The sequence below is a fragment of the Kitasatospora sp. NEAU-CNBT7 genome (assembly GCF_057220535.1).
The window spans coordinates 61586-74661 of record NZ_JBXQQB010000018.1 but is presented as its reverse complement, the minus strand read 5'-3'; the positions used below and the strand labels follow the sequence as shown (position 1 = coordinate 74661).

The 13076-nt window shown below is 75.2% G+C and carries 14 protein-coding genes; 9 read left to right on the top strand and 5 right to left on the bottom strand.

Annotation, left to right across the window (positions count from 1 at the left end):
- The first annotated feature begins 128 nt into the window (after window positions 1-128).
- Window positions 129-539, top strand: coding sequence for a hypothetical protein (locus AC2TEW_RS23040; protein ID WP_484625228.1), 411 nt, complete (start codon window positions 129-131; stop codon window positions 537-539).
- A gap of 60 nt (window positions 540-599) precedes the next feature.
- Here AC2TEW_RS23040 and lysA read toward each other — a convergent pair whose 3' ends face one another.
- From lysA to AC2TEW_RS23020, 4 genes are all read right to left on the bottom strand, one after another.
- Complete coding sequence (gene lysA, locus AC2TEW_RS23035) at window positions 600-1946, bottom strand: diaminopimelate decarboxylase (RefSeq protein WP_484625227.1); 1347 nt, start codon at window positions 1944-1946, stop codon at window positions 600-602.
- Window positions 1943-2392: a hypothetical protein gene (locus AC2TEW_RS23030; protein ID WP_484625226.1), complete on the bottom strand. Its 450-nt coding sequence runs from the start codon at window positions 2390-2392 to the stop codon at window positions 1943-1945. The genes lysA and AC2TEW_RS23030 overlap by 4 nt, the downstream gene beginning before the upstream one ends.
- Window positions 2389-2727: an SAV_915 family protein gene (locus tag AC2TEW_RS23025; RefSeq protein ID WP_484625225.1), complete on the bottom strand. Its 339-nt coding sequence runs from the start codon at window positions 2725-2727 to the stop codon at window positions 2389-2391. Before AC2TEW_RS23025 ends, AC2TEW_RS23030 begins: the two co-directional genes overlap by 4 nt.
- Window positions 2728-3022: 295 nt before the next feature.
- Window positions 3023-3940, bottom strand: coding sequence for a LysR family transcriptional regulator (locus AC2TEW_RS23020; protein ID WP_484625224.1), 918 nt, complete (start codon window positions 3938-3940; stop codon window positions 3023-3025).
- Between the two features lie 115 nt (window positions 3941-4055).
- Between AC2TEW_RS23020 and AC2TEW_RS23015 the strand changes: the two genes are divergently transcribed.
- From AC2TEW_RS23015 to AC2TEW_RS23005, 3 genes are read left to right on the top strand one after another with little or no spacing between them, the layout of a single operon-like run.
- Window positions 4056-4550: a VOC family protein gene (locus tag AC2TEW_RS23015; RefSeq protein WP_484625223.1), complete on the top strand. Its 495-nt coding sequence runs from the start codon at window positions 4056-4058 to the stop codon at window positions 4548-4550.
- A gap of 51 nt (window positions 4551-4601) precedes the next feature.
- Entirely contained in the window at window positions 4602-5639 is a 1038-nt protein-coding gene (locus tag AC2TEW_RS23010; RefSeq protein WP_484625222.1) for a zinc-binding alcohol dehydrogenase family protein, read from the top strand.
- Window positions 5640-5686: 47 nt separating this feature from the next.
- Window positions 5687-6502, top strand: a complete 816-nt coding sequence (locus AC2TEW_RS23005) for a glycine betaine ABC transporter substrate-binding protein (RefSeq protein WP_484625221.1) — start codon at window positions 5687-5689, stop codon at window positions 6500-6502.
- A 330-nt stretch (window positions 6503-6832) separates the two neighbouring features.
- On the opposite strand, the gene AC2TEW_RS23000 is transcribed toward AC2TEW_RS23005, so the two are convergent.
- On the bottom strand, window positions 6833-7651 hold the full coding sequence (locus tag AC2TEW_RS23000) for a class I SAM-dependent methyltransferase (protein WP_484625220.1): 819 nt from the start codon (window positions 7649-7651) through the stop codon (window positions 6833-6835).
- Window positions 7652-8036: 385 nt separating this feature from the next.
- Between AC2TEW_RS23000 and AC2TEW_RS22995 the strand changes: the two genes are divergently transcribed.
- From AC2TEW_RS22995 to AC2TEW_RS22975, 5 genes are all read left to right on the top strand, one after another.
- Window positions 8037-9785, top strand: a complete 1749-nt coding sequence (locus tag AC2TEW_RS22995) for a putative Ig domain-containing protein (RefSeq protein ID WP_484625219.1) — start codon at window positions 8037-8039, stop codon at window positions 9783-9785.
- A 109-nt stretch (window positions 9786-9894) separates the two neighbouring features.
- Window positions 9895-10032 (top strand): hypothetical protein, encoded by a 138-nt coding sequence (locus AC2TEW_RS22990; protein WP_484625218.1) that lies wholly within the window; start codon window positions 9895-9897, stop codon window positions 10030-10032.
- On the top strand, window positions 10029-10298 hold the full coding sequence (locus AC2TEW_RS22985) for a hypothetical protein (protein WP_484625217.1): 270 nt from the start codon (window positions 10029-10031) through the stop codon (window positions 10296-10298). Before AC2TEW_RS22990 ends, AC2TEW_RS22985 begins: the two co-directional genes overlap by 4 nt.
- 109 nt (window positions 10299-10407) lie before the next feature.
- The gene (locus AC2TEW_RS22980) at window positions 10408-10680 is read left to right on the top strand and encodes a hypothetical protein (protein ID WP_484625216.1); all 273 of its coding nucleotides are present in this window, start codon (window positions 10408-10410) and stop codon (window positions 10678-10680) included.
- Window positions 10681-10925: 245 nt separating this feature from the next.
- Complete coding sequence (locus AC2TEW_RS22975) at window positions 10926-13001, top strand: galactose-binding domain-containing protein (RefSeq protein WP_484625215.1); 2076 nt, start codon at window positions 10926-10928, stop codon at window positions 12999-13001.
- The last annotated feature ends 75 nt before the right edge of the window (window positions 13002-13076 follow it).

Sequence of the window (13076 nt, the reverse complement as noted above, 5' to 3'; positions counted from 1 at the left end):
ATCCGACAGCGGGGCCACGATACGGCCCGGTCCGAGCGCCGCTCCCACATTTTCCGGGGTACCGGTCGGTGCTGCTGCGCCTCCCGGGGCCTGCCGTTGCTGACCGGCGGTCAGGTAGGTTGCGTGGCATGACGCAGAGGGTGGGGACCATCGACCACGTTGTGCCGGACGCGACGCCGCCGCGGGGCGTCCAGTGCCCGCGCTGCGAGGAGAGCGTCAGACTGTCCGTCTTCGGCGAGAACCGGTATCCGGTCGTCCGGACGCTCGGCGAGGCCCGGGTCGTGGCGGCGGTCGCCCTCGGTACGTACGGCTGGGCGCTGCTCGCGCAGGGGCGGGCCGGGTTCGCCGGGCCGCTGCTCGGCGGTGCGGTGGTCGCGGTGGTGCTGGCGGTCCGGGCGGTGCTGCGGCTGTGGTCGGGGGAGCGGGTGCGGGTGCTGCACTGCCACCACTGCCTGGCCCGTTCCACCCTGGCACCCGGAGCGACCCTCGTGCCCCTGGCCGCCGCGGCCTCCGAGGCGCTGCCCGGCCGCCGCGCGTAGGCTCTGTCCGGCGGATCCTCGTGCGGCATCAGCCACCGCCGGTCGGTCGCCCGGCCCCGCTCAGCGGCCGACCTCGCGGGTGCGGAAGTCCTCGACCGTCTCGCGGCGGATCAGCAGCCGGGCCCGGCCCCGGTCGACGGCGGCCACGGCGGGGCGGCCGACCAGGTTGTAGCCGGACGCCATGGAGAGCTGGTACGCCCCGGCGGCCGGGACGGCGAGCAGGTCGCCCGGCCGCAGGTCGGCGGGGAGCAGCGCGCCCGGGACCAGGACGTCGCCGGCCTCGCAGTGCCGCCCGACCACGTCCACCGGCTGCGGGGCCGCGTCCGTGGCCCGGCCGACCAGCCGTACCGCGTACTTCGACCCGTACAGCGCCGGCCGCGGGTTGTCGCTCATCCCGCCGTCCACCGCGGCGAACACCCGCCCGTCCGAGCCGTGCTTCACCGTCAGCACCCGGTAGACGGCGACCCCGGCGGGCGCGGCGACGGCCCGGCCCGGTTCGACCAGCAGCCTGGGCACGGTCAGGCCGTGCCGCCCGCACGCTTCGGCGAGGCGGTCCGGTACCCGGCGGGCGAACTCGGCCAGGTCCAGTTCGGGCTCGCCCGGGCGGTAGCGCACCCCGTGCCCGCCGCCCAGGTCCAGCTCCGGGAGTTCGACGCCGTGGCGGTCGCGGACCTCGGCGAGCAGTTCGACCAGCCGGTCGACGGCCGTCAGGTACGGCTCCACCTCGGTGATCTGGGAGCCGAGGTGGCAGTGCAGTCCGGCCGGGCGCAGTCCGGGCTGTTCCAGCACGCGGCGGACGGCCTCGGCGGCGTCGCCGCCCCGGACGGGGAAGCCGAACTTCTGGCCGCAGACCCCGGTCCGTACCGCGGGGTGGTGCCCGGCGGCGACCTCCGGCACCACCCTGACCAGGACGGCCTGCGGGCTCCGGGCGACGGTCAGCGCCGCCAGCCGCGGGATCTCGGCGAGGCTGTCGATGACGATCCGGCCGACCCGCAGGCGCAGCGCCAGCCGCAGTTCCTCCGGGCTCTTGGCGTTGCCGTGCAGCAGGATCCGGTGGGCGGGGAAGCCCGCGGCGACGGCGAGCCGCAGCTCACCGGCCGAGCAGACGTCCAGCCCGAGGCCCTCCTCGCCGACCCAGTCGGCCATCGCGCTGCACAGGAAGGCCTTGGCCGCGTACAGCACCTCGGCGTCGGGCAGCGCGGCGCGGTAGTCGCGGGCCCTGGCCCGGACCTCCTGCTCGTCCAGCACGTACAGCGGCGTGCCGAAGCGGTCGGCGGCCTCGGCGAGGCCTACCCCGCCGACCAGCAGGTCGCCGTGGGCGCCGGCCCGGGCGGAGGCGGGCCAGGGGCTGCCGAGCGGACGCTCGCGCTGCGGCAGGACGGCGGGACGGGCGACGACGGTGGTCATGGCGTGGTACTCCTCACGGTTTCGGGAACGAGGGCGGCGGCCCGGCGCGGGGCCGGCGGCGGCGGCGGTAGCGGCGGTGGCGGTGGCGCGTCCGGGCGGCGGGCGAGGGCGCGCAGCACGAACTCGACCCGGACCTGCGCCGCCCCGCAGCGCAGCAGTTCGGCCGTCACCTCGCGCAGCTCCTGCGGGCCGGTGCAGGCGAGCCGGAGTTCCAGGTCGGCGTCGCCGGCCAGGGCCAGGCCGTCCAGCACGGCCGGGAGGCGGGCGGCGAGCAGGTCGAAGTCCAGCGGGACGGGCCCGGACCGGATCCGGGCCAGTGCCCGCAGCGGCCGCTGCGGTGCGGCGGCGGGCTGCTCCGCCGGTCCGGCCGTCACCAGCCGCAGCGGCCTTGCTGCGGCCGGGCCGCCGTCCCGGGCGGGCGGGCCCGGGACGGGAGCCGGGGTCACCACTGGTGCTGGAGCTGGGCCGGGGGAGCGGTCAGCGGACCGCCGGGGGCGGCGGCGACCGGCGGCGCCACCAGCTGCGGGTCCAGGACCAGGGCGCGCACCCCGAGCGGGGCGGTCAGGGCCCGCAGCGCGGGCTCGGTGAGGGTGACGGACCGCTGGGCGGTGCCGAGCAGCGCGGTCAGGGCCGCGGCGGTGCTGAAGCCGACGGCGCAGCGGCTGCCGTCGCGCTGCCGGAACAGGCGCAGGACGGTGACGGCCGCCTGGCCGTCCCGGACCGGGACGTGCCACAGGGGACGATCGGCAGGCTCCGGGGCGGGGGTGTCGGTGCGGGCCATGCTGGTGCTCCAAGGTGGTGGAGGGTTCTGCCGGGTCCTCGTCGACCCGGCGTGAACAGTTCGACGCTAGGCCGAACCGCCGTACCCGCCCCTGGCGCTGACGCGGCCTTGACCTGCCGGTGCCGCCTCCTGACGGGCCCTTGACGCAGCTGTCACCCGCGCGGCCCACCCGTGCCGCCCGCCGTCACCCGCCCGCCATCAGCCGCCCACCGCCCACCGCTCGCCGCCCGCTGCCGGCCAAGGGCCGCCACCGCCCACCGCCCGCCACCGGCCAAGGGCCGCGACCGGGTGGCCCTCAGCCCGGCGGCGGGCCGAGGCGCCTGCGGACGTGGGCCGGGGTCAGCGGGACCTGCGCCAGCGCGTCGAGGAACGCCTCGGACAGCGGGTCGGGACCGGTGCGGGTGTAGGCGGCGAGCGCCCTGCGGTACGGCGGATCGGTGCGCAGTACCAGGCCGGGGAAGTGCCGGGGCACGATGTTGGCCGGTACCAGGGTGGGTCCGAGGCCCGCCGCGGCGAAGTTGACGGCCGAGGGGCCCTGCTCCGTCCGTACGGCGACCCGTGGCCGGAAGCCGGCGGCGGCGCAGGTCTCCTCCAGGATCGCGGCCAGTCCGCTGTCCGGGGTGAAGTGCACCCACTCGCGTTCGGCGAAGTCCGCCAGCCGGGCGGTCGTGCCGGTGTCCGGGGCATCGCCGTCGCCGACCGTGGTGACCAGCACGAACTCCTCCCGGCCGAGGTGGCGCACGGTGCCCTCCCAGCCCGGCGGGGGCGGCCCGATCGCCAGGTCCGCCTGTCCGGCGGCCATCGCCGCGGCCATCTCGCCCGCCCGGCGGTGCTCGAACAGGGTGATCCGGACGTCCGGGTGGTCGGCCCGCCACCGCGACAGCGCGGCGGGCAGGATCCCGGTGCTGATCGAGTACAGCGCCGCGATCTGGAGCTCCCCGGAGGCCGCGCCGGTCGCCCGGCGGGCTGCGGTCACCGAGCGGTGGGCGTCCGCGAGCGCCGCCCGGGCGGAGGGGAGCATGGCGCGCCCGGCCGCGGTGAGGCGTACGCCCCGCGGCAGCCGTTCCAGCAGGCGCCCGCCGATCTCCCGTTCCAGTGCGAGGAACTGGTGGGAGAGGCCGGGCTGGGTCACGTTCAGCCGGCCGGCCGCGCCGGTGAAGGAGCCCTCGTCGACGATCGCGACGAAGTACTCCAGCTGTCGCAGAGTCGCCATGTGTCCAGCTTATGGGTTCCAGAAGATCCAGTCCTTGGACACATGGTTCGTGGCCTGCGCAGACTGGGACCACTCCCGGAGCGGCCGGGAGCACAGCTCAGCGAAGGACCCCCTCATGACCGGGAGCACCGCCCACAACCAGGGCCTCGACCACATCGCACTGCACTGCCGCGACCTCGACGCGAGCGTCCGGTTCTACCGGGACGCGCTCGGCTTCCGGGTCGCGCACGAGTGGAGCGCGCCCGAGGCCGGTGTCCACCGCTGCGTCTTCCTGGACGTCGGCGACGACCGGGTGATCGAGCTGTTCGACGCCGCCTCCACCCCGCCCGGCGGCTTCGCCGGCGGCCCGGCCGGGAACGGCCGGCCGGCCGCGGGGGAGGCCGCCCGTCCGGGCGTGCTCGCGCACTTCGCGATCCGCACCGACGACCCGGCGGTGCCGTTCGCGCGGGCCGTCGCCGCCGGGGCCCGGGCGCTGATGGCGCCGGCCACCATCGACACCACCGGCGACACGCCGATGACGATCCGGGTGGCGTTCGTCCACGGCCCCGACGGCGAGGTGATCGAGTTCATCGACCGTCCCGCCCTGCGCGCCCCGCACTCCGGCGGCTGACGACATCACCTCCCCAGTACCGGCACCACCGACCCGAGAAGGACCCGCACCATGACCACGCCCCTTGCCACGCCGACCACCACCCGTGCCGTCGCCGCCCTGGCCGCCGGACCCGCCGACGCGCCCGCCTCCTTCGCCGAGGTCGAACTCGCCCTGCCCGCCCCCGGGCCGCACGACCTGCTGGTCGAGGTCCGCGCCGTCTCCGTCAACCCCGTGGACGTCAAGGTCCGGGCGTCCTTCGCCGAGCAGGCCGAACCCAAGGTGCTGGGCTTCGACGCCGCGGGCGTCGTGCTGGCCACCGGTCCGGAGGTGACGGCCTTCGCGGTCGGCGACGAGGTCTACTACGCGGGTTCGATCGCCCGTACCGGGTCCAACGCCCGCCACCAGCTGGTGGACGAGCGGATCGTCGGCCACAAGCCCGCCTCGCTGGACTTCGCCGAGGCGGCGGCCGTCCCGCTCACCACCATCACCGCCTGGGAGACGCTGTTCGACCGGCTGCGCCTCACCCGCGAGAGCACCGGCACCCTGCTGGTGGTGGCCGGGGCCGGCGGGGTCGGGTCGATGATCATCCAGCTGGCCCGCCGGCTCACCGGCGTCACCGTCATCGCCACCGCCTCCCGGCCCGAGTCCCGGGCGTGGGCCACGGACCTCGGCGCCCACCACGTGGTCGGCCACCGCAACCTGCGCGAGGAGCTCGCCGAGATCGCGCCCGGCGGCGTCGACTACGTCTTCTCGCCGTTCTCCGAGGGCATGGCGCAGACCTACGCCGACATCATGGCCGTGCACGGGCAGGTCGTCGCCATCGACGAACCGGCCGCGCTGGACACCCTCCCGCTGAAGGCCAAGAGCCAGACCTGGCACTGGGAACTGATGTTCACCAGGCCGCTGTTCGACCCCACCAGCACCGCCCAGCGCGAACTGCTGGACGAGGCGGCCCGCCTGTTCGACGCCGGAGTCCTGCGGACCACCCTGACCCGCACGCTGTCGCCGATCACCGCCGACAACCTGCGCGCGGCGCACCAACTGGTGGAGACCTCCGCGACGATCGGCAAGATCGTCGTCGCGGGGTGGCCCACCGAAGCGCCGTGACCGGCGGCAGCGCTGTGACCGGCGACAGTGCCGTGCCCAGCAGTGCCGTGCCCAGCAGTGCCGTGACCGGCGCCGCGCCGCGGGGCGGCGCCGGGCGCCCGGCGCTGACGGTCGGCAGCATCGCGCTCTCCTTCCACCGCGCCGCCGCGGCCGTGGCCCGCCGGATCCTGGAGGACGCCGGGCACCGGGTCAGCAGCATCGAGGCCCCGCACGAGCAGATGTTCGCGCTCCAGGCCGACGGCGAGGTCGACGTCCTGCTGTCGGCCTGGCTGCCCGCCAGCCACCAGCGGTACCTGGCCGGCTACCGCGACCGCGCGCACGTCCTGCCCGCGCACTACGAGCCGTACTGCATCTGGGCGGTCCCGCCGTACGTCCCCGCCGAGGCGGTCGCCGAGGTCGCCGACCTCGCCCGCCCCGAGGTGGCCGCCCGGATGACCCCCGCCATCGACGGCATCAACGCGGGTGCGGGCATCAGCCGCTTCTCCGCCCGGATGGTGCGCGACTACGGCCTCGACCGGGCCGGCTACCACTTCCGGCCCGGTACCGAGCAGTCGTTCACCGCCCGGGTGGAGCGCGGCATCGCCGCCCGCGAATGGTTCGTCATCCCGATCTGGCGGCCGCAGTACCTCAACGTCCACCACGGCCTGCGGCCGATCACCGAGCCGCTCGGCCTGCTCGGCGGCGTCGACCGGGCCGCCCCGGTGGTCACCGACCGCGCCGTCCGGCTCATCGCCCCCGACGCCCTGGCGCGGCTCGGCGGCCTGTGGCTCGGCAACGACGGCGTGGAGGAGATCGACCGCCTGGTCAACGTCGGCGGCCTCACCCCGCTCCAGGCCGCCGACCGGTACCTCGCGGGGCGGTGACCGGTACCTCGCGGGCCGGTGACGGCTGCCTCGCGACGCGGTGGCGGGTGCCTGGCGGCGCGGTCACCGCGGGCGGGCGGCGGGCGCGCCGTCCGCCCCGGCGCGGGACCTCCGGGCGGAGCCCCGGCCGTCCGGCGGTCCGGGCCAGGCCGACTCCGACAGTGCGCGTCGTGCCCAGCCGCGCGGCGCCGGGCACCCGGCTGGGCGTTCCGGCGAAGCGCCCTCCTGCCGGGCCGTACCCGGGTGAGTCGCCGGTGCGTCCGGGCGGGGCGCCTCCCGGCCGGAGGCCGGGGGAGCGCCGGCCGCCCGGCGGGCCCTGTCGGACCCGGCCTACGGACGGCGGCCCCACGCGGTGATCAGCCCGGGGGAGAGGTCCGCGGCCGTCCCCTCGGTGAGTGCCCGCTCGGCCGCGCCGAGGACGGCCGCGTCGACCAGGCCGGTGGCGAGCATCCCCTCCCGGGTGCGGGCCCAGGTCTCCAGCCAGAACCCGGCGATCGGGCTGCCCGCGGTCAGCTCGGGCACCAGCACCTCGGCGCCGACCGCGGTCAGCCCCAGCTCGCGCAGCAGCTGCGGGTACCCGGGCGTCCAGCCGACGTCGGTGCCGATGCCGGTGCGCAGGGCCCGCCACATCGCCCGCATCGCCAGCCGGTACGGGGTGTCCGGCGGCCCGGCGGTGGTGAGATCCACCGCATCACCCAGCACCAGACGGCCGCCGGGGACCAGCAGGCCGGCCAGGCGCGCCGCCACCTCGCGGTGGCCGGGCAGGTGCATCAGCACGAAGCGGGCGTGCACCAGGTCGAAGCGGCCCGGGTCGAAGCCGGGCGCGGTCACGTCGGCGGCCAGCGTGCGCAGCCTGCCGCCCGCGTACGGCTCCAGGAAGCGGACGTCCCGGTCGACCGCGAGCACCTCGGCGCCGACCTCGGTGGCCAGCCAGCGGGCGATCGTGCCGGTTCCGGCGCCGACGTCCAGGACCCGGCTGCCCGGCCCCGCGCCGAGCGCCCGCAGCCGGGCCCGGGTGAACCCGTCGTACGCCTGTGAGCCCAGGTCGATCCGCTCGCCCTCGCCGGGCCGCCACGGCTGGAACAGCGCCTCGCCGTACCCGTGGGCCGGGACCACCGGGGTGTCCGTGGGCGTCGTCTCCTCCGACATCGCGTCCTCCCGTCCGTGTGCGGGCCACCGTCCGCCGGCCGTCCGCCCGCGGGCATCTTCCGAGCGTATCCGCCGACCGCCGTGCGCACCGCCCGCGCCGGACCCGGCGCACACTGCGCGCCGCGCGCCGCCCTCCGGGCCCGGGGTGCGCCCGGTGCGGCCGCGGGGCGCAACCGCCGTACGGGGACGAACCCCTGATGCGGCGTCGCCATCCGGGTGGTGGGCGGTCTGCCGTGACACGGGTGTCCGTTCGACGTGTTCCGTTCAAGCGATCGTTGCCCGATGCTGGGGGGATACGACGCCGGCGCCCCCCATGCTGCTCCTCGGCAGTGCGCCTACGCGCGTAGTTCTGCCCTCTGTCCCCACGGCACGAGGAGTATGACGGATGCTCAGATCCACCCGATCCACCCTCCGCGGCCCGGCCGCCCTGCTCGCCACCGCCCTCGCGGCCGCCTTCGCCGCGCTCACCGGCCTCGGCGCGGCCCCGCAGCAGGCGGCCGCCGCCGCTGCGCCGGCCGCCGCCGCGGCAGCCGCCCCCCACCGGGTGCTGTTCGACAACACCAAGGCCGAGACGGCCGGCAACGCCGACTGGATCATCAGCACCGCCCAGCCCGACCCGCTCACCCAGAACCCCAACCCCACCACCGAGAAGAGCTGGACCGGCGCCCTCTCCGCCTGGGGCGTCGCCCTGCAGAAGACCGGCCAGTACAGCCTCAAGACCCTGCCCGCCGGACAGACCATCACCTACGGCACCGGCGGCGCCCTCGACCTCGCCAACTTCGACACCTTCGTGCTGCCCGAGCCGAACGTCCGCCTCAGCGCGGCCGAGAAGACCGCCGTGATGACCTTCGTGCAGCACGGCGGCGGGCTGTTCCTGATCTCCGACCACAACGTCAGCGACCGCAACAACGACGGCTGGGACTCCCCGGCCGTCATCAACGACCTGCTGACCAGCAACGGCGTGGACAACACCGACCCGTTCGGCTTCTCCGTCGACCTGCTGAACATCACCACCGACAACCCGCGCGCCATCACCGACGCGGGCGACCCGGTGCTGCACGGCCCGTTCGGCACCGTCACCGGCTCCATCCTGCGCAACGGCACCACCTTCACCCTCAAGCCCGCCGACAACCCCGCAGTCAAGGGCCTGCTCTACCGCACCGGCTACAGCGGCAACACCGGCGCCTTCTTCGTCACCAGCACCTTCGGCTCCGGCCGGGTGGCGATCTGGGGCGACAGCTCGCCCGCCGACGACGGCACCGGCCAGAGCGGCAACACCCTCTACAACGGCTGGGACGACCCGGCGGGCACCGACGCGGCCCTCGCCCTCAACGCCACCACCTGGCTGGCCGGCACCGGATCCGGCACGGGCGCGGGCAGCGTCGCCCTGTCCGACCCCGGCGCCCGCACCGGGACCGTCGGCACCGCCACCGGCCTCCAGCTGTCCGCCACCGACACCGCCGGCGGCACGCTGACCTACAGCGCCACCGGCCTGCCGCCCGGCCTGTCCGTCAACCCCGCCACCGGGCTCATCGGCGGCACCCCCACCACGGCCGGCAGCTACCGGGTGACCGCCGGCGCGGCCGACTCCACCGGCCCGTCCGCCACCGCCGCCTTCACCTGGACGATCGGTGCCACCGGCGGCAGCTGCACCGCCGCCCAGCTGCTCGCCAACCCGGGCTTCGAAGCCGGTTCCACCGCCTCCTGGACCGAGACCAACACCAACGGCTCCAGCGCCGTCAACAGCAGCTCGAGCGAGCCCCCGCACTCCGGCGGCTACGACGCCTGGCTGGACGGCTACGGGACGGCCACCACCGACACCCTCGCCCAGACCGTCACCCTCCCGGCGGGCTGCGCCGGTTACACCTTCGGCTTCTGGCTCCACATCGACACCGCGGCCTCCGGCACGACGGTCTTCGACACGCTGAAGGTCCAGGTGCTGAACCCCTCCGGCACCGTGCTCGCCACCCTGGCCACGTACTCCAACACCGATGCGGCCGCCGGCTACCAGCAGCACACCTTCAACCTGGCCGCCTACGCGGGTCAGACGGTCACGCTGAAGTTCACCGGCACCGAGGACTACACCAAGCAGACCTCCTTCGTCCTGGACGACGCGGCGGTCACCGTCTCCTGACGCACCGCCACCGCGGCCGTGCCGGCGCACCCTCGGCCTGATCCGTTCCGGTGCACGAGGGCGGGGGATCTGCGGATGCCCGCCACCGTCGGCGATCCGATGGCGTACGGTGACGACGACACCCTGCGTGGAGGACCCGATGGGCGCACAGCCCGACCACCTGCCCGACCACCTGCCCGACCGGCCGCCCGTCGCCCCGCCGTGCCGGGCGGTCGGCCGCCCGCCCGGCTGCGGGGTGCGCGGATGACCGGGCAGGCCTGGCCGGCCTGGCCCGCCCGGCTGTCCCCGCAGGCGGCCAAGGTGCTGGTCGACCTGCCGGCCCCGGTCCAGGAGATGGTGCGCGACGTCCTCGACATCGCCTCCCGCACCCCCTGGGGCTGGCCGCAGTGGGACACCACCGACCCGGAGGGCGAGGACGTGCGCACGGCCGCGATCGGCCCGCTCACCGTCGTGTACTGGACCAACCGCGTCCGCAGCCGCCTGCACGTGATCGAGATCGTCTGGTGCGGCTGACCCGCGCAGGGGATCCCGCCGGTGGTGGATCCCTCTGAAGCGGTGAGGCCTCGCCGGCCCGCCCCGGCCGTGCCCGGCGGTTGTCGGACCCGGCTGGGAGGCTGGCGGCATGGACGACGAAGCGCTGCTGCGGGGCCGGGTGTACGGCGCCGACCACGACGACCCCGATCCCGGGCCGCGGCCCGGCCACCGGTACCGCGAGCTGGTCGCCGGCCCGCTGGACGGGCTGCTGCTGGACGTCACCGGGTGGAGTGCCGAGCAGCTGGCCGAGGGTGCCGGGCTGCCGACCGAGATCGGGTCCCACGGGCCGGGCGGCCGGGCCCACTACCGGCCCCGGGCCGGGGATCCCCGGCACTGGGACTGGTCCGGCGACACACCGTGAGCGGCCCGCCGCGCATCGGCGGAGCGGGGCATCTGCCGTGCCGTGGAGCCTGGTTCGGCCGGACCGACGGTTCATCAGGTCATCCGTCCCGGACTATTGACTGAATGTCCAACAGTCGGGATTCTCGTCGCATCATGCGTGCGGGACATGACAGTCGCCCGGGCGGTGGGGCGCGCTCGCACGCCCCGCCGGCGGTCCGGCTGCGCGGCCGCGCCGTCCGCCGACCGAAGGCGTGAGTGATCACCATGGTTCGACACACGCACAGCAGGCACGGGCACAGCAGACGCCGGCCCACCGCGGTCCTGGCGCTGCTGCTCGCCCTGGTGGCCATGGCGCTCGCCCCCGCGCCCGCCGCCTCGGCCGAGTCGGGGTGGTGGGTGCCGACCGCGCGCCCGGCCCCGGACTCCGGGGTCAACGTCACCGGTGAGCCGTTCAAGGGCACCGACGCGCAGGGCCACGTCCGCGGCTTCGTGGACGCGCACGACCACATCATGGCCAACGAGGGCTTCGGCGGCCGGCTGATCTGCGGCAAGCCGTTCTCCGACCTGGGCGTCGCCGACGCGCTCAAGGACTGCCCGGAGCACTACCCCGACGGCTCGCTCGCCATCTTCGACATGATCACCAAGGGTGGCGACGGCAAGCACGACCCGGTCGGCTGGCCGACCTTCAAGGACTGGCCCGCCCACGACTCGCTCACCCACCAGCAGAACTACTACGCCTGGGTGGAGCGCGCCTGGCGCGGCGGCGAGCGGGTGCTGGTCAACGACCTGGTCACCAACGGCGTGATCTGCTCGGTCTACTTCTTCAAGGACCGCGGCTGCGACGAGATGTCCGCCATCCGCCTGGAGGCGCAGAAGTCGTACGACATGCAGGCGTACATCGACAAGATGTACGGCGGCCCGGGCAAGGGCTGGTTCCGCATCGTCACCGACTCCGACCAGGCACGCCAGGTGGTCGAGCAGGGCAAGCTGGCCGTGGTGCTGGGGGTGGAGACCTCCGAGCCGTTCGGCTGCAAGCAGATCCTGGACGTCGGCCAGTGCAGCAAGGCCGACATCGACCGCGGGCTGGACGAGCTGTACGGGCTCGGCGTGCGCAGCATGTTCCTGTGCCACAAGTTCGACAACGCCCTGTGCGGGGTCCGGTTCGACGAGGGGGCGCTCGGCACGGCGATCAACGTGGGGCAGTTCCTGTCGACCGGCACCTTCTGGCAGACCGAGCAGTGCGCCGGGCCGCAGCACGACAACCCGATCGGTCTCGCGCCGGCGCTCCAGGCGGAGAAGGAGCTCCCGCCGGGCGTCACCGTCCCGTCGTACGCCGCCGGGGCGCAGTGCAACACCCGCGGGCTGACCGACCTCGGCGCGTACGCCGTGCGCGGCATGATGAAGCGCAAGATGATGCTGGAGATCGACCACATGAGCGTCAAGGCCGCCGACCAGGCCTTCGACATCCTGGAGTCCGAGTCGTACCCGGGCGTGATCTCCTCGCACAGCTGGATGGACCTCGGCTGGACCGAGCGCCTGTACAAGCTCGGCGGGTTCGCCGCCCAGTACATGAGCGGGTCCGAGGCGTTCAGCGCGGAGGCCAAGCGCACCGACGCGCTCCGCGACAAGTACGGCGTCGGCTACGGCTACGGCACCGACATGAACGGGGTCGGCGGCTGGCCCGCGCCGCGCGGCGCCGACGCGCCCAACCCCGTCAAGTACCCGTTCCGCAGCGTCGACGGCGGCTCCCTGATCGACCGGCAGACCGCCGGCCAGCGCACCTGGGACCTCAACACCGACGGCGCGGCGCACTACGGCCTGGTCCCGGACTGGATCGAGGACATCCGGCAGGTCGGCGGCCAGGACGTGGTGGACGACCTGTTCCGCGGCGCCGAGTCCTACCTGCACACCTGGGCGGCGTCCGAGAACCACCGGGCGGGCGTCAACCTCGCCGCCGGCTCGCCCGCCGCGGCCAGCTCCACCGAGTGGTGGAACCCGTTCGTCAGCTTCGCGCCCGGACGGGCCGTGGACGGCGACACCGGCACCCGCTGGGCCAGCGAGTGGAGCGACGACCAGTGGCTGCAGATCGACCTCAAGGAGACCAGCGTGATCCGGCGGGTCACCCTGGACTGGGAGCGGGCCTACGGCAAGGCGTACCGCATCGAGGTGTCCACCGACGGCTCCACCTGGCGCTCGGTCTGGTCCACCACCACCGGTGACGGCGGCCTGGACACGGCCCGGTTCCCCGGCGTCTCGGCCCGCTACGTCCGGGTGCACGGGCAGCAGCGCGGCACCACCTGGGGCTACTCGCTGCACGAGGTCGGCGTGTACGGCACCTGACGCCGGCGTCGTGCCCCAGGGCCGGTGGCGGGGGTGAGCTAGAGAGAAGAGGGAGGTTGTGGCGGAGCCAAAACC

Coding starts and splice junctions, on each gene's coding strand:
- AC2TEW_RS22985 (WP_484625217.1), top strand. CDS start 10,029: ATGACCGGGCAGGCCTGGCCGGCCTGGCCCGCCCGGCTGTCCCCGCAG.
- AC2TEW_RS23015 (WP_484625223.1), top strand. CDS start 4,056: ATGACCGGGAGCACCGCCCACAACCAGGGCCTCGACCACATCGCACTG.
- AC2TEW_RS23010 (WP_484625222.1), top strand. CDS start 4,602: ATGACCACGCCCCTTGCCACGCCGACCACCACCCGTGCCGTCGCCGCC.
- AC2TEW_RS23020 (WP_484625224.1), bottom strand. CDS start 3,940: ATGGCGACTCTGCGACAGCTGGAGTACTTCGTCGCGATCGTCGACGAG.
- AC2TEW_RS22995 (WP_484625219.1), top strand. CDS start 8,037: ATGCTCAGATCCACCCGATCCACCCTCCGCGGCCCGGCCGCCCTGCTC.
- AC2TEW_RS22975 (WP_484625215.1), top strand. CDS start 10,926: ATGGTTCGACACACGCACAGCAGGCACGGGCACAGCAGACGCCGGCCC.
- AC2TEW_RS22980 (WP_484625216.1), top strand. CDS start 10,408: ATGGACGACGAAGCGCTGCTGCGGGGCCGGGTGTACGGCGCCGACCAC.
- lysA (WP_484625227.1), bottom strand. CDS start 1,946: ATGACCACCGTCGTCGCCCGTCCCGCCGTCCTGCCGCAGCGCGAGCGT.
- AC2TEW_RS23025 (WP_484625225.1), bottom strand. CDS start 2,727: ATGGCCCGCACCGACACCCCCGCCCCGGAGCCTGCCGATCGTCCCCTG.
- AC2TEW_RS23040 (WP_484625228.1), top strand. CDS start 129: ATGACGCAGAGGGTGGGGACCATCGACCACGTTGTGCCGGACGCGACG.
- AC2TEW_RS23000 (WP_484625220.1), bottom strand. CDS start 7,651: ATGTCGGAGGAGACGACGCCCACGGACACCCCGGTGGTCCCGGCCCAC.